This window comes from Pseudoclavibacter sp. CFCC 13796 (assembly GCF_008831185.1).
Classification (GTDB): Bacteria; Actinomycetota; Actinomycetes; order Actinomycetales; family Microbacteriaceae; genus Pseudoclavibacter_A.
In genome coordinates, this window is record NZ_WBKD01000001.1 from 1,817,667 (window position 1) to 1,833,323 (window position 15,657).

Annotated in this window: 14 protein-coding genes and 1 pseudogene; all 15 read right to left on the reverse strand. The window is 67.8% G+C overall.

The genetic code is table 11. The features are described 5' to 3' along the window. Position 1: 1 nt before the first annotated feature. The 15 genes and pseudogenes from pyrF to aroC all read right to left on the reverse strand — a co-directional run bounded on the left by pyrF (position 2) and on the right by aroC (position 15,641). Entirely contained in the window at positions 2-874 is an 873-nt protein-coding gene (gene pyrF, locus F8O07_RS08170) for an orotidine-5'-phosphate decarboxylase (RefSeq protein WP_225733227.1), read from the reverse strand. Continuing rightward, the gene (gene carB / locus F8O07_RS08175; protein WP_158031570.1) at positions 871-4,173 is read right to left on the reverse strand and encodes a carbamoyl-phosphate synthase large subunit; all 3,303 of its coding nucleotides are present in this window, start codon (positions 4,171-4,173) and stop codon (positions 871-873) included. Before carB ends, pyrF begins: the two co-directional genes overlap by 4 nt. Continuing rightward, a complete protein-coding gene (gene carA, locus F8O07_RS08180) occupies positions 4,173-5,345 on the reverse strand; it encodes a glutamine-hydrolyzing carbamoyl-phosphate synthase small subunit (RefSeq protein ID WP_158031571.1) in 1,173 nt (390 codons plus the stop codon). The genes carB and carA overlap by 1 nt, the downstream gene beginning before the upstream one ends. 119 nt (positions 5,346-5,464) lie before the next feature. After that, the gene (locus tag F8O07_RS08185) at positions 5,465-6,007 is read right to left on the reverse strand and encodes a transporter (RefSeq protein ID WP_158031572.1); all 543 of its coding nucleotides are present in this window, start codon (positions 6,005-6,007) and stop codon (positions 5,465-5,467) included. Further along, on the reverse strand, positions 5,998-7,347 hold the full coding sequence (locus tag F8O07_RS08190; RefSeq protein ID WP_158031573.1) for a dihydroorotase: 1,350 nt from the start codon (positions 7,345-7,347) through the stop codon (positions 5,998-6,000). The genes F8O07_RS08185 and F8O07_RS08190 overlap by 10 nt, the downstream gene beginning before the upstream one ends. Beyond that, positions 7,344-8,321, reverse strand: a complete 978-nt coding sequence (locus tag F8O07_RS08195; protein ID WP_158031574.1) for an aspartate carbamoyltransferase catalytic subunit — start codon at positions 8,319-8,321, stop codon at positions 7,344-7,346. The genes F8O07_RS08190 and F8O07_RS08195 overlap by 4 nt, the downstream gene beginning before the upstream one ends. Further along, entirely contained in the window at positions 8,318-8,836 is a 519-nt protein-coding gene (gene pyrR / locus F8O07_RS08200; protein WP_158031858.1) for a bifunctional pyr operon transcriptional regulator/uracil phosphoribosyltransferase PyrR, read from the reverse strand. The genes F8O07_RS08195 and pyrR overlap by 4 nt, the downstream gene beginning before the upstream one ends. Before the next feature lie 60 nt (positions 8,837-8,896). After that, positions 8,897-9,790, reverse strand: coding sequence for a PhzF family phenazine biosynthesis protein (locus F8O07_RS08205; protein ID WP_192496710.1), 894 nt, complete (start codon positions 9,788-9,790; stop codon positions 8,897-8,899). Positions 9,791-9,858: 68 nt separating this feature from the next. Continuing rightward, positions 9,859-11,058, reverse strand: a complete 1,200-nt coding sequence (gene rlmN / locus F8O07_RS08210; RefSeq protein ID WP_158031575.1) for a 23S rRNA (adenine(2503)-C(2))-methyltransferase RlmN — start codon at positions 11,056-11,058, stop codon at positions 9,859-9,861. Next, complete coding sequence (gene nusB, locus F8O07_RS08215) at positions 11,055-11,564, reverse strand: transcription antitermination factor NusB (RefSeq protein ID WP_225733229.1); 510 nt, start codon at positions 11,562-11,564, stop codon at positions 11,055-11,057. Before nusB ends, rlmN begins: the two co-directional genes overlap by 4 nt. Before the next feature lie 5 nt (positions 11,565-11,569). Continuing rightward, positions 11,570-12,133, reverse strand: a complete 564-nt coding sequence (gene efp / locus F8O07_RS08220; protein ID WP_158031577.1) for an elongation factor P — start codon at positions 12,131-12,133, stop codon at positions 11,570-11,572. Between the two features lie 159 nt (positions 12,134-12,292). After that, positions 12,293-12,769: a type II 3-dehydroquinate dehydratase gene (locus F8O07_RS08225; protein WP_158031578.1), complete on the reverse strand. Its 477-nt coding sequence runs from the start codon at positions 12,767-12,769 to the stop codon at positions 12,293-12,295. Next, positions 12,766-13,878: a 3-dehydroquinate synthase gene (gene aroB, locus F8O07_RS08230; protein WP_225733261.1), complete on the reverse strand. Its 1,113-nt coding sequence runs from the start codon at positions 13,876-13,878 to the stop codon at positions 12,766-12,768. Before aroB ends, F8O07_RS08225 begins: the two co-directional genes overlap by 4 nt. 27 nt (positions 13,879-13,905) lie before the next feature. Next, positions 13,906-14,427: pseudogene (locus F8O07_RS10720) on the reverse strand (shikimate kinase); the annotation flags it as partial. After that, the gene (aroC, locus tag F8O07_RS08235; RefSeq protein ID WP_158031580.1) at positions 14,421-15,641 is read right to left on the reverse strand and encodes a chorismate synthase; all 1,221 of its coding nucleotides are present in this window, start codon (positions 15,639-15,641) and stop codon (positions 14,421-14,423) included. The gene aroC and the pseudogene F8O07_RS10720, both read right to left, overlap by 7 nt. Positions 15,642-15,657: the final 16 nt, after the last annotated feature.

Consider the following 15,657-nt stretch of genomic DNA (forward strand, 5'->3'; position numbering starts at 1 on the left):
GTCATGCCTGCAATTCTCCCACAGCCTCGGCGATGCGGTCGGCCAGCCCCTCGGAACCACCGCGCAGCACCGACCGCGAGACGTTTGCGACGACGCGATGGCGAGCGCCGGGAAACAGTGTGTCGAGCTGGCTGAGCTGCGCGCCCTGCGCCCCGAACCCGGGCACGAGCAGCGGCAGCGTCGTCGGAGTCTCACGGATGTCGAGCCCGCGTGACACCGGAGCGTGCGTCGCGCCGAAGACGATGCCGAACGAGCCGAGCTCAGCAGCGGCGGTGACGTCGGTCGCGTTCCAGCCGGCCACCGCATCTGCCACCGACTCGGCGACCGTGCGCTCTTCTGCGATCACCGTCGCCGACTGCAGCGCCTCGGCCTCGGGATTGCTCGTCGCCGCGAGAACGAACAGCCCTGCCCCCTCGGCGCGGGCCAAATCGACCAACGGCGTCAGAGCGTCCACGCCTAAGTACGGCGAGATGGTGAGCGCATCGCTCGCCAGCGGCGCCTCGGCAGCGAGCCACGCTGCCGCATAGCCCGCATTGGTCGAGCCGATGTCGCCGCGCTTGGCGTCTGCGATCACCAGCAGCCCGGCCGTCCTGGCTGCGGCGATCACACGCTCCAGCGCAGCGATGCCGCTCGACCCGAAGCGCTCGAAGAGCGCGACCTGCGGCTTGACGATGCCGACACGGCCGGCGGCAGCCTCCACCACGGTCAGGCCGAAGCGTTCGAGCGAGGCCGCGTTGTCGACGAAACCCCACTGCTCGATGAGCGCGGGGTGCGGGTCGATGCCCACGCACAGCCCGCCGAGACGCGTGATGGTCTCGGCGAGCCGTGCGCCGAACGGGCGCCGACCGGCGACCGGCAGGTCTGACTCGGTCACTGTGCTGCGGCCTCGGTGCGCAGCTGGTCGAACTCCTGCAGCGAGTGCACCTCGAACGGCCCGTCGACGACCTCGAGCGAGGTCACCAGCGCATTGAGCGCGGCGATCGTGGTGAACACCGGCACACCGTGTGCGGTCGCCGCGGCACGAATCTCATACCCGTCGGTGCGTCCCGTGCGCCCCTCAGGCGTGTTGATCACCAAGGCGATCCTGCCCGCGGTGATCAGGTCGACGATGTCCTCCTGCGCGTCGTTCAGCTTGTGCACGAGCGACGCCTCGATGCCGTTGCGGCGCAGCACCTGCAGAGTACCAGCGGTCGCGACGATGTCGTACCCCATGGTCTGCAGACGCAGCACCGGCAGAACGACGTTGCGCTTGTCGTCGTCTGCGACCGAGACGAACACGGTGCCACGGCGCGGCAGCGGGCCGTTGCTCGCGGTCTCGGCCTTGGCGAAGGCGACCGGGAAGTTCCAGTCGATGCCCATGACCTCGCCCGTCGAACGCATCTCGGGGCCGAGCAGCGAGTCGACGACCTTGCCCTCAGGCGTGGTGAAGCGGTTGAAGGGCAGCACGGCCTCTTTCACCGAGATCGGCGACGAGGCGGGCACGAAGGTGCTGTCCTGCTCGGGCAGCACCCCCTGCTCACGCAGGTCGGCGATCGACTGTCCGGCCATGATGAGGCTGGCGGCCTTCGCCAGGGGCAGCCCCAATGCCTTCGACACGAACGGCACCGTACGGCTGGCACGGGGGTTCGCCTCGATGACGTAGAGCACGCCTGCCGCGATCGCATACTGCACGTTCAGCAGCCCGTCGACGCCGATGCCCTTGGCGATGCCCAGGGTCGCCTGACGCACGGCGCGCAGGTGCGACTCGCCGAGGCTGACCGCGGGCAGCGAGCAGCTCGAGTCGCCGGAGTGGATACCGGCCTCCTCGATGTGCTCCATGATGCCGCCGATGAAGAGCTCCTCGCCGTCGTACAGCGCATCGACGTCGAGTTCGACCGCGTCGTCCAGGAAGCGGTCGACGAGCAGCGGGTTCTCGGCGCTGACCAGCGCCTGATCTCCGATGCGCTCGAAGTAGTCGATGATCGACTCTCGGTCGTAGACGATCTCCATGCCGCGACCGCCGAGCACGAACGACGGGCGCACGAGCACGGGAAAGCCGATGTGCTCGGCCACCGAAAGGGCTTCGTCGACGTTCGTCGCGATGCCGTTGCGCGGCGCCAGCAGGTTCGCCTGTTCGAGGATCTCGGCGAACAGGCCGCGCTCCTCGGCCAGGTCGATCGCCTCTGGCGTGGTGCCGAGAATCGGCACGCCAGCCGCCTTCAGCCCCTTCGCCAGCCCCAGCGGGGTCTGCCCGCCGAGCTGCACGATCACACCGACGAGTTCGCCGGCCTCGCTCTCGGCATGGATGACCTCGAGCACGTCTTCGAGCGTGAGCGGCTCGAAGTACAGACGGTCAGAGGTGTCGTAGTCGGTCGACACGGTCTCGGGGTTGCAGTTGACCATGATGGTCTCGTAGCCCGCGTCGTGCAGTGCGAACGAGGCGTGCACGCACGAGAAGTCGAACTCGACGCCCTGACCGATGCGGTTCGGGCCCGAGCCGAGAATCACGATGCGCTTCTTGCCCGACTTCGCGACCTCGGTCTCCTGCTCATAGGTCGAGTAGTGATAGGGCGTTCGTGCGGGGAACTCACCGGCGCAGGTGTCGACCGTCTTGTAGACCGGGCGCAGCCCGAAGCCGTGCCTGGCATTGCGCACCTGCTGCTCGGTCAGGCCGCGCAGCTGCGCGATCTGCACGTCGCTGAAGCCCTCTTCTTTGGCGATGCGCAGCACGTGCTCGTCGAGCTCGACCGCCTCGGCGATCCAGTCGGCGGTCTCGTTGATGTGCTGGATCTGCTCGAGGTACCACGGATCGATACCAGTCGCCTCGTGGGCCTGCTCGATCGACGCACCGGCGCGCATCGCCTGCTGCAGAGTGACGATGCGGCCGTCGGTCGGGCGCTTCGCGATGCGCAGCAGCTCGTCGACAGTGCTGGGCCGCCCGTCGGCGTCGGTCGGCAGCTCGCCCCAGTGGAAGGTCGAGCCCTTCTTCTCGACCGAGCGCAGCGCCTTCTGCAGTGCCTGTGTGAAGGTGCGGCCGATGGCCATGGCCTCGCCGACCGATTTCATCGTCGTGGTGAGCGTGTCGTCGGCGGCGGGGAACTTCTCGAACGCGAAGCGCGGCACCTTGACAACGACGTAGTCGAGCGTCGGCTCGAAGCTCGCCGGCGTCACCTGCGTGATGTCGTTGGGAATCTCGTCGAGGCGGTAGCCGATGGCCAGCTTGGCCGCGATCTTGGCGATCGGGAAGCCGGTCGCCTTCGAGGCCAGCGCCGACGAGCGCGACACGCGGGGGTTCATCTCGATGACGATGATGCGCCCGGTCTCGGGGTTGATCGCGAACTGGATGTTGCAGCCTCCGGTGTCCACGCCCACGGCGCGGATGATGTCGATGCCGATGTCGCGCATCTTCTGGTACTCGACGTCGGTGAGCGTCAGCGACGGGGCGACCGTGATCGAGTCTCCGGTGTGCACGCCGACCGGGTCGAAGTTCTCGATCGAGCAGACCACCACCGTGTTGTCGGCGTTGTCGCGCATCAGCTCGAGCTCGTATTCCTTCCATCCCAGAATCGACTCTTCGAGCAGCACCTCGGCCGTCGGCGAGTAGTCGAGCCCGGCCCCGGCGATGCGACGCAGGTCGTCTTCGTCGTAGGCGAAGCCCGAGCCGAGCCCACCCATGGTGAACGAGGGGCGCACGACGACCGGGTAGTGCAGGTCTTCGACCGCCTCGAGGCAGTCTTCGAGAGTGTGGCAGATGTGAGAACGAGCCACGTCGGCGCCGCACTCGACCACGAGCTCTTTGAAGATCTCGCGGTTCTCGCCGCGTTCGATGGCATCGACCTTGGCGCCGATCAGCTCGACGTCGTACTTCTCGAGGATGCCGGCCTTGTCGAGCTGGATGGCCGCGTTGAGCGCCGTCTGGCCGCCCAGCGTGGGCAGAATCGCGTCGGGCTTCTCTTTCGCGATGACGGTCTCGAGCACCTCGGTGGTGATCGGCTCGATGTAGGTCGCGTCGGCGAAGTCGGGATCGGTCATGATCGTGGCCGGGTTCGAGTTCACGAGGATGACGCGGATGCCCTCGGCGCGCAGCACACGGCACGCCTGGGTGCCGGAGTAGTCGAACTCGCAGGCCTGGCCGATGACGATCGGGCCCGAGCCGATGACGAGCACACTGTTGATGTCTGTTCTGCGTGGCATTACTTGTCGTCTCCTTCCAGGCCCGAAGCCTGAACGTCTGTGGCTGCGCCCTGCCCGCTGAGCACCAGCTTGCGGAAGCGATCGAAGAGGTAGCTCGCATCGTGCGGGCCGGCGGTGGCCTCGGGGTGGTACTGCACCGAGAACGCGGGGATGTCGAGGCAGCGCAGCCCTTCGACAACCTGGTCGTTCAGACCGATGTGGCTGACCTCGACGCGGCCGAAGCCCTCAGGCGAGTCGATGACGCCCTCGGTCTCGGCCTGCACCGCGAAGCCGTGGTTCTGCGCGGTGATCTCGACCCGGCCGGTGGCCTTGTCGAGCACCGGCTGGTTGATGCCGCGGTGACCGAACGGCAGCTTGTACGTGCCGAGGCCGAGCGCGCGGCCGAGCAGCTGGTTGCCGAAGCAGATGCCGAAGAAGGGGATGCGATGGCCCAGCACCTCGCGCAGCGTGCCGATGACGTCGTCGCTGGCTGCGGGGTCGCCCGGGCCGTTCGAGAAGAAGACGCCGACCGGCTCGAGCCGCTGGATGTCTGCGAAGGTCGCCATGTAGGGCAGCACATGCACGTCGAAGCCCTGTGCGGCGAGCTTGCGCACTGTCGCACGTTTGACACCGAGGTCGATGATCGCGATGTTGCCGTGCGACTGGCCGACCGCCGGCTCGACATAGGCCTCAGGCGTGGTCACCTGGGCTGACAGGTTCTGCCCGGCCATGTGCGGCGAGGCGAGCACCTGCTTCAGCTGCTCGTCCGGCGACAGTGCGGCGGCGTCTCCCGAGAAGATGCCGGCGCGCATCGCGCCTTTGTCTCGCAGGTGACGGGTCAGCGCACGGGTGTCGATGTGCGAGATGCCGATGATCCCCTGGCGCTCCAGCTCCTCGTCCAAGCTTGAGGTGGCGCGCCAGTTCGACACGATGCGGCTGGGCTCGCGAACGGCATAGCCGGCGACCCAGATGCGACGCGACTCGTTGTCTTCGTCGTTCACGCCGGTGTTGCCGATCTGCGGCGCCGTCTGAATGACGATCTGCCCTGCGTACGACGGGTCGGTGAGAGTCTCTTGGTAGCCGGTCATGCCGGTGGCGAAGACGGCCTCTCCAAAGGTGGTGCCCTGTGCTCCGTAGGCGCGCCCGGTGTAGCGGGTGCCGTCTTCGAGCACGAGAATTGCTGGTTCAAACACTGGTGAGTGCTCCTTGCTCTGAATGGTCTCTGTGACGTTCGTGACGTCGTCGGTCTGATGGATGCTGGTGCAGGCTGCGGGGGATGTGCCGGAGAGCTGCGGTCTCGGTCTGCGTCTGATCAGAACATGAGATCGCGAGCCCTCCGTGCCGCAGACTGCGGTGGGGCGATGGTCCGGACGGCCGTGACGATGGCAGGGCCGTCCTGGGGTCGTCGCATGCGGAAGAACGAGGTGACCTCGCGGTCGCCCCACCGCCAGTCGATGCCGGTGAGGCCGCCCTTCTCCACGCCCTTGTCGACCGCGTAGCTTTCGAGTCCGGCACCGTCGAGGCTCGGCTGTGCGATGAACAGCGGCTGAGAGCCGTCGCGCTCGACGACGACGCCCTGCGCATAGACGTGCACGGTTGCGCGTGCGCGGAACCCCAAGTCGCCTGCGGTGATGCGATTCAACGGGTCGTCGGCCTCGGTCGTCGCGACGTAGAGCCCGCTGCCGGCGGCCATCGGCTCGCCGAGCTGCTCGGTCGACGGCGCCGGCTCGAGCCCGGGCAGCTCGGCCTCCTGCTGGCGGGTGCGTCGTCGCCAGCCGAGCCACATGCCGACGAATGCCGCGATCACGACGAGCACGGTCACGACGGTGGGAAGGACTTTGGGGTCTAGATCCACGTGCGCACCGCCTCGGGTGTGCACAGCGAGCCGTCGAGCACGGTCGGCACGCCACGACTGATCGTGGCCACGATTCGACCGGGCAGCTGCTCCCCCAGCCAGGGCGAGTTCCATGACAGGCTCGCGATGTCGTCGCGCTGCAGCGTCGTGCTGCCCAGCGGATCGACCAGCACGAGGTTGGCGATCGCATCGGCGGTGAGCTGCTGCCCCTGTTCGGCGTCGCCGGCGATGGCGGCAGGGGCGCTGCTCAGGACACGGGCGAGATCGCCCCAGCTCAGCACGCCGGTGTCGACCAGCGCCGCCTGGGCGACGTGCAGGGCGGTCTGCAGCCCCAGCATCCCCGGTTCGGCGTGAGCCCATTCGCACTCTTTCGCCTCGGGCGGCTGCGGAGCGTGATCGGTCGCGATCGCGTCGATAGTGCCGTCGGCCAGACCCTCGTGCAGTGCCTCGACGTCGGCCTGAGCGCGCAGCGGCGGGTTGACCTTGTAGCGGGGATCGTAGCCGGCGATGAGCTCTTCGGTCAGTGCGAGGTGATGCGGGGTGACGTCGGCGGTCACGTCGATGCCCCGCTGCTTCGCCCAGCGCAGCACGTCGACGCTGCCCTTCGCCGAGACGTGGCGCACGTGCAGTCGCGCCCCGACGTGGTCGGCGAGCAGCACGTCACGGGCGATGACCGAGGCTTCGGCGACGGCGGGCCAGCCGTGCAGCCCGAGACGGCTTGAGAGCTCGCCCTCGTTCATCTCGGCGTCTTTGGTCAGCAGCGGATCCTGCGCATGCTGCGCGATGACGCCGGCGAAGGGCTTCACATATTCGAGTGCGCGACGCAGCAGTAGCGGGTCGGTGATGCCGGTCTCACTGTCGCTGAAGACCCGTACCTGTGCGGTGGAGTGCGCCATCGCACCGATCTCGGCGAGGCGATCGCACCGCATGCCGACGGTGACGGCGCCGATCGGACGCACGTCGACGTAGCCGGCGTCCAGCCCAAGCCGGTGCACCAGTTCGACGTTGCCTGCCGTGTCTGCGACAGGGTCGGTGTCGGGCAGAGCGTGCACGGCGGTGAAACCGCCGAGTGCGGCTGCCTGCGACGCCGAGGTCACGGTCTCGACCTGTTCGAGACCGGGCTGGCGCAGGTGCGCGCCGAGATCGACAAGACCGGGCAGTGCGATGAGCCCCGAGCCGTCGATGACGAGATCGGCGTCACGACCGCTCTCGCGATCGGCGGCGGATGCCGTGGTCGCGCCCGTCGGCTCGACCGACACGATCTGCTGACCTGAGACGCGGATGTCGACGGCATCGCGACCGAGCAGCCGTGCGTTGGTGATGACGATGTCGCGGCTCATGCGAGACCTCCGTTCGTTTCGCCGAGGCCGGCTCCCATGCCCGTTCCGAGCAGCGAGTAGAGCACGGCCATGCGCACAGAGACGCCGTTGGCGACCTGCTCGCGCACGGTGGCCTGCACCGAGTCCGCGGCGAACGAGCTGATCTCGAGGCCGCGGTTCATCGGCCCGGGATGCATGACCAGCGCCTGCTCGCCGAGACGGCGCAGGCGCTGCTCGCCGAGACCCCAGAGCCGGGTGTACTCCTCGCTGGTCGGGAAGAATGCGTCGTGCATGCGCTCCAGCTGGATGCGCAGCATGATGACGACGTCGAACCCGGCGGCGATCGCCTCGTCGAAGTCGTCGTACACACGAACCGGCCAGCCGTCGATGCCGAAGGGAATGAGCGTGGGCGGGCCGGCGAAGGCGACCTCCGCTCCCAGCGTCGTGAGCAGCCACAGATCGCTGCGCGCGACTCGGGAGTGGTCGATGTCTCCCACGATCAGCACGCGCACGCCGTCGAGAGCGAGACCGCGTGAGGCGTCGCCGTGCAGGCGTTTGCGAATCGTGAAGGCGTCGAGCAGCGCCTGAGTGGGGTGTTCGTGCGTGCCGTCGCCCGCGTTCACGACGCTGGCGTCGATCCAGTCTGTCTGCGCGAGACGGTGAGCCGCCCCGTCGGCGCTGTGTCTGATGACCACGCCGTCGGCGCCGATGGCCGTGAGCGTCTGGGCGGTGTCTTTGAGAGACTCGCCCTTGGTGACGCTCGAGCCCTTCGCAGTGAAGTTGATCACGTCGGCCGACAGCCGTTTCGCGGCTGCCTCGAACGAGATGCGCGTGCGAGTCGAGTTCTCGTAGAAGAGGTTGACCACGGTGCGACCGCGCAGCGTCGGCAGCTTCTTGATCTCGCGACGATTGACCGCATCCATGTCTTCGGCGATGTCGAGCAGGCCGACGGCGGTCGACTGGTCGAGGTCGCGTGTGCTGAGCAGATGCTTCACGAGATCACCACCTCGTCGGTGGCGTCGAGCGGCTCGAGGTGCACCTGCACCTGTTCGCTGCGCGAGGTCGGCAGGTTCTTGCCGACGAAGTCCGCCCGAATGGGCAGCTGACGATGCCCGCGATCGACCAGCACCGCGAGGCGGACGACCTCTGGCCGCCCCAGCTCGCCCAGCGCATCCAGCGCCGCGCGCACGCTGCGACCGGAGTAGAGCACGTCGTCGACCAGCACCACGGTCTTGCCGTCGATGCCGCTCAGCGGCACCTGCGTGGGCTGGGGATGCTTCAGCGGCTTGGCGCGAAGATCATCGCGATACATGGTGATGTCGATCGAACCGACGAGCGCGTCGGGATCGGGAAGCGACTCGGTCTTCGCGATCTTGGCCGCGAGACGTTGAGCCAGGGGCACTCCCCTGCTGGGAATGCCGAGCAGCACCAGATTGTCTGGGCCTTTGTTGCCCTCGAGGATCTCGAAGGCGATGCGTGTCAGGGCGCGATCGATGTCGCCCGCCTGCATCACAGTTGTTGCCACGGGTTTCTTCCTTTCCCGCCTCACAGGACGGTCGTTAAAGGATGTTCAACCGAGTGTAGCACTGGCATCAGGCTCTGCGATCGGCAGCGCGGTGCCCGAAACGATGATGCCGCCCGACCGCGGGATGCGCACGGCGAGTCGGCTGGGACGGCCGACGTGTCTGCCCTGCAGCACGGTCACGTGGCCGGGCACCGGGGCCTGGCCCAGCGCGCGCAGGTAGCCGCCGAACGCAGCTGCCGCCGAGCCCGTCGCCGGATCTTCGACGATCTGGCCGACCGGAAACAGATTGCGAGCCTCGAACAGGTTGGCCGTCTGCCGATGCATCACGGTCACGGTGCCCGGCCACCCCTGCTCGTCCATCAGTGCCCGCACCGCCTGCGGATCGAAGGAGAACTCGTCGAACACCGCAGCGTCGGCGATGGTCAGCATCGGATGGTCATTGCCCGCATAGGCGACCCGCGGTGGCAGCTGTCGGTCGAGATCGTCGGTCTGCAGACCGAGCAGCTGCAGCAGCAGCTGCAGCACCTCGGCCTCAATCGGCCTCACGACGGGCTCGACGCTCGTGAACGAGGCGACCGTGCCGGAATCACTGCGCACGGTGTCGACCGTGAGCGGACCGACCGCGGTCTCGAAGACGTAGCGGTGACGATCGCCGGTCGGCTCGCGCTCGGCAAGCGCCACAGCCGTCGCGATCGTCGCATGCCCGCAGAACGGCACCTCGGCCTCAGGTGAGAAATACCGGATGCCGATCTCACCCGGGGCCCGCTCGGTCGCCGGGCGAGTCACGAACGCGGTCTCCGAGAACCCGACCTCGCGGGCGATCGCGAGCATCGCATCAGCGTGGAGCTTCGAGGCGTCAAGCACGACGCCGGCGGGATTGCCGCCGCCCGGTGCGTCGGCGAAAGCGGCGAGGCGGAGCACATCGGCTGATTCGATCATGCGGTCATTGTGTCACGACGGCCGAGAGCACCTCGCCGCTGACCGATCGACGGACTGCGACGGGTCGCTCACTCCGTGGCGGCGAGCTGCCCGCAGGCACCGTCGATCTCTTTGCCACGAGTGTCGCGCAGCGAGGCGGCGACACCGGCTGCTTCGAGACGCCGGATGAACTCGCGGGTGGCGGCGGGCGTCGACGCCGTCCAGACTGAGCCCGGCGTGGGGTTCAGCGGGATGGGATTCACGTGTGCCCAGCCCTGCCCGCGCTCGTTGAGCTTCTCTGCGAGCAGATCGGCGCGCCAGCCGTGATCGTTCATGTCTTTGATGAGTGCGTACTCGATCGAGACTCGTCGACCGGTCACCTCGTAGTAGTGGTACGCGGCGTCGAGCGCCTCGTCCACCTTCCAGCGGCTGTTGACGGGGATCAGCTCGTCACGCAGCTCGTCGTCAGGTGCATGCAGCGACAGCGCGAAGGTCACGGGGACGCCCTCGTCGGCGAGCTTGCGGATGGCCGGGGCGAGCCCGACCGATGACACCGTGATCTGACGCGCGGCCATGTTCATGCCCTCGGGCTCGGGGTCGACCATGCGGTGCACGGCGCCCATCACCCGTTTGTAGTTGGCGAGCGGCTCACCCATGCCCATGAACACCACGTTGCTCACACGCTCGTCGTCGCGCGTGCCGCCTTTGAGCGCACCGCTTGCGATGACTGCGTTCGCCGCGACGATCTGGGCCACAATCTCGGCAGTCGAGAGGTTGCGAGTGAGCCCTGCCTGGCCCGTGGCGCAGAACGGGCAGTTCATGCCGCAGCCTGCCTCGCTCGAGACGCAGAGCGTGATACGCCCGGGATACCGCATCAGCACCGACTCGACGAGCGCGCCGTCGAACAGCTTCCAGAGAAATTTGATCGTGTCGCCGCGGTCGGTGACCAGGCGACGTTCCTCTGTGAGGAGCTGCGGCAGCACCGTGGCCACCAGCTCGTCACGGCCCTCTTTGGGCAGATCGCTCATCTTCGCCGGGTCGGCTGTGTGATGCACGAACCAGTGCTTCGAGAGCTGCTTCGCTCGAAAGGTCGGCACGCCGAGTTCTTTGAGCCATTCTTTGCGCTCGGCCAGGGTGAGGTCGGCGAGGTGCTTCGGCGGCTTCTTCACCCGTGGCTTCGCGGCGAACTGCAGCACTGGACGGCCGTCGGCCGCCACCTGCTGAGTCCAGCCTTCGGTGCGCGGGCGCACCTGTCTGTGCGCGCGCGCTGCAGGCTGCTGCTCGGTCACTCCGCCTCGGCAATCGCGTGCAGCACACCGCTCACGAAACGCGGCGAGCTGTCGGTGCTGAGCTCTGCGGCAAGCTTCGACGCCTCCGAGATCGCGATTGCAGCCGGAACCTCGTCGTTGTAGAGCACCTCCCACACACCGACTCGCAGAATGGCCAGGTCGACCTTGGGCAGGCGGGCCAGCGTCCAGTCCTTGGCGTAGCTCTCGATGAGCTCGTCGATGCTCGACTGGTGGTCGCCCACACCGGCGGCGATCTGCCGAGCGTAGGTGTACGTGTCGAGATGGTCGAGTTCGCGCTCTGCCTCGAGCTGTCGCAGCCCTGCCGACTCGCTCTGCGGGCGGCTGTTCGCGAGGTTGTCTCGCGCGTTGCTCAGCCAGGCCTCGATCGCCTCGGCGACGGACTGCCCGCGCAGATCGGCGGCGTACAGCACATCGACGGCGCGCTGACGAGCCAGCGTGCGCCCGCTGAATGGGCGACGCGTGCTGTCTTCGGTCTGGTCGGTCACGGCCATCAGTCGGTCACGCGGCCGAGGTACTCGCTGGTGCGGGTGTCGACCTTCACCTTGGTGCCGGTCTCGAGGAACAACGGCACCTGGATCTCGTAGCCGGTCTCGAGTGTGGCGGCCTTCGTGCCGGCGCTCGAACGGTCGCCCTGCAGTCCGGGCTCGGTGTAGGTGACCTCGAGGGTCACCGATGCGGGCAGCTCGACGTAGAGCGGCGAGCCCTCGTGGAAGGCCACGGTGGCCTCCTGGTTCTCGAGCAGGAAGTGCTCGGCATCACCGACGACGTTGGCCGGCAGGGTGATGAGCTCGTAGTCCGAGTTGTCCATGAACACGAAGTCTTCGCCGTCTTTGTACGAGAACTGCATGTCGCGCTTGTCGACGGTCGCAGTCTCGACCTTGGTGCCCGCATTGAAAGTACGGTCGACCACCTTGCCGGTGAGCACGTTCTTCAGCTTGGTGCGCACGAACGCCCCGCCCTTGCCCGGCTTCACATGCTGAAACTCGATGACGGTCCAGAGCTGGCCGTCGATCTTCAGCACGAGTCCATTCTTCAGGTCGTTGGTGGTTGCCACAGTCTTCCGTTCGTTCAGTCGTCTTCGGTCACGTGACGGGGATGCTGCACTCACTCGCGCTGCGTCGACATCCGTCGCGCCGGTGTCGCTCATCCGGGGAGCAGACACACTCTGCCAGTCTACTCCCTCACCTGCCGGTGATGCGATCCACGTCGTGGCTCAGCGGCCCTGCAGCCGTGCGATCGCCTCGAGCGCGAGCACATACGAGTCGAAGCCGAAACCGGCGATCGTCCCGGTAGCCACCGCTGAGATCACGCTGCGCTGCCGGAACCGTTCCCGCCCGGCGGGGTTCGAGATGTGCACCTCGACCAGCGGCAGGCCAGCCTCGGGAACCTGCACCGCAGCATCCGCGAGCGCGTACGAGTAGTGGGTGAACGCAGCCGGATTCAGCACGACCGGGCTGCGCTGCTCGATGGCCTCGAAGAGCCAGCCGATCAGCTCCGCCTCGTCGTCGCTCTGCCGAACGTCGACCCGCAGCCCGAGTCGCGCGCCCTCGGCGCCAAGCTCGCGGGTCAGGTCGTCGAGGGAGGCTGTGCCGTAGACCTCGGGCGTGCGGGCGCCCAGCCGACCCAGGTTCGGTCCGTTGAGCACCAGCACTGTCGGTGCCTCGGTCGTCCGCTCGGCCGCGGCGGTCATTCGGCGATCTCCTGGTACGCGGTGAAGAGCAGATCGGGTTCGGGCCCGGTGAGCACGATCGGGCGGCCGATGCCGTCGAGAATGATGAAGCGCAGCACGTCGCCGCGGGCCTTCTTGTCACGGTGCATCACGGCGAGCAGCTGCTCCCAGGCGCCCCGACGGTAGGTCGTCGGCAGCCCCAGCGACTGCAGCACGCTGTAGTGCCGGTCGAGGTCTGCGTCGCTGAGATGGCCGGTGAGGTGCGAGAGATGCGCGGCGAAGACCATGCCCACCGACACTGCTGCTCCGTGGCGCCACTGGTAGCGTTCGGCATACTCGATCGCGTGCCCGAGCGTATGCCCGTAGTTGAGGATCTCGCGTCGCCCGGCCTCGCGCAGATCGCCCTCGACGACGTCGGCCTTGAGCGACACGGCCTGGGTGAGCGCGTCGAGGAACACCGGCGACGCGGGATCGACCGCCTGGTCGCCGTGCTGCTCGATCAGGTCGAGAATCGAGTTCTGACCGATGAACCCGCACTTCGCGACCTCGGCGTAGCCGGTGAGCAGCTCGTTGCGCGGCAGCGTCTCGAGCGTCGTCGTGTCGGCGAACACCGCCGCCGGCGTGTGGAACGCACCGGCAAGGTTCTTGCCCTCGTTGGTGTTGATCCCGGTCTTGCCGCCGACGGCGGCGTCGGCCATGCCCAGCACCGAGGTGGGCACCTGAATGACTTTGATGCCGCGCAGCCACGTCGCCGCAGCGAATCCGGCGATGTCGGTGACCGCTCCCCCGCCCACGCCGATGATCAGATCGGTTCGGGTGAAGTCGGCCTTGCCGAGCACCTGCCAGAGAAATCCGATCACTTCGATGCGCTTGCCCTCTTCGGCGTCGGGCACCTCGGCGGTCATCGCCTGCACCCGTCCGTCGAGCTGGGCGCGCAGCCGTTCGGCGAGCGCCTGCCCGGTCGGCTGGTGCACGATCAGCACTCGCGTGACCCGGTCGTCGATGGCCTCGGCAAGCTGGTCGAGCACGTTCTCGCCGATGAAGACGTCATACGGGTGCTGCCCGCCCACGTGCACGGTGCGAGGTTCGAGCCCGCTTCCCTGCGTCACGGTCTCGTCTGCCTGCTGCATTTGTCTCCTCTGTGCGATCGCCTGTTCGACCTCGTCGGCTACCGACTCTCGATCGAGATCGCGCGTGTCGACGGTGTGGTCCGCCAGGCGTGCGTAGGTGTCGAGTCTCTGATCGTAGAGTCGCTGCCATGCGTCGATGCCGCCGGCCAACAGTGGTCGGGCCGTCTGCTGGTCGCCTGCGCCGGGTCCGGCGTCGGCCTGCGAGGGCAGGCTGCCGTCGATGCGATCACCGACGTGTGCGGCGTCGACGTCGAGAAAGACGACGAAGTGCTCGGCGAGCAGCCGCTGGGTGGTCGCTGAGAGCGGAGCCCCGCCGCCGAGGGCGACGATGGCGTCCGGGTCGTCGTCTGCGAGCGCCTGTGCGACCATACGCTCCTCTTTGCGGCGGAACTCGGCCTCGCCGTCGTGCAGGAAGATCTCGGGGATCGGCCCGTACTGCTGCGAGATGAGCACATCGCTGTCGACGAAGGGAGCTCCGAGGCGCGCCGCCACGGCTCGACCGATGCTCGACTTGCCGACTCCGGGTGGGCCGATCAGCACCGTCACCATGCGGAGTTCACCTCATGGCTGGTGCGCAGTGCGTCTGGCACGCCGGCCTGGAAGCTCTGCAGATTGCGTCGCGTCTCGGCGATCGAGTCGCCGCCGAACTTCTCGAGCACGGCCTCGGCGAGCACGAGCGCGACCATCGCCTCGGCGACGACGCCGGCCGCCGGCACCGCACAGACGTCTGAGCGCTGGTGGTGGGCGCGGGCTGCTTCGCCGGTGCTGACGTCGACGGTGCGCAGCGCGTGCGGCACGGTCGCGATCGGCTTCATGGCGGCGCGCACCCAGAGTGGCAGCCCGGTCGACATGCCGCCCTCGAGACCGCCGGCGCGATTCGATGCGCGAGTGATGCGCTGCCCGGCGGGCGTCTCGACGGCCCCGATCTCGTCGTGCGCCTGCGAACCGGGCACCGCTGCGAGACCGAACCCCTGACCGCATTCGACCCCCTTGATGGCCTGAATGCCCATCAGCGCCTGGGCGAGACGGCCGTCGAGGCGGCGGTCCCACTGAATGTGCGAGCCGAGGCCGACCGGCAGACCGTAGGCCACGACCTCGACGACGCCGCCGAGTGTGTCGCCGTCTTTATGAGCCTGGTCGATGCGCTCGACGATGCGCTGCGAGGTCTCGGGATCGAAGCATCGTACGGGATCGGCGTCGAGGCGCTCGACGTCGTCGGGCGTCGGGTGCGGCTCGTCGTCGGGTGCTGCGACGCCGCCGATGGCCGTGGTGTGGCTGACCAGTCGGATGCCGAGCTCGCCGAGGAACGCTCGGGCGACGGCGCCGAGCGCCACGCGTGCCGCAGTCTCACGTGCACTGGCGCGCTCGAGGATCGGTCGTGCCTCGTCGAAGCCGTATTTCTGCATGCCGACCAGGTCGGCGTGGCCGGGCCGAGGTCGGGTGAGCGGCGCGGCTCGACCGCCGGTGAGCGTCTGGGGGTCGACCGGGTCGGGGGTCATGACCTCCTGCCACTTCGGCCACTCGGTGTTGCCGATGCGCAGCGCGATCGGCGAGCCGATGGTGCACCCGTGCAGAATGCCGGCCGAGAGCGTGATCGCGTCCTGCTCGAACTTCATCCGGGCGCCGCGGCCGTAGCCCAGTCTCCGGCGGGCCAGATCGGCAGAGATCTGCTCTCTCGTGATCGGAACGCCCGACGGAAGGCCCTCGATGAGTGCGATCAGTTCTGGACCATGAGACTCGCCTGCAGTCAGCCAACGCAACATGTGCTCCATCTTTCCA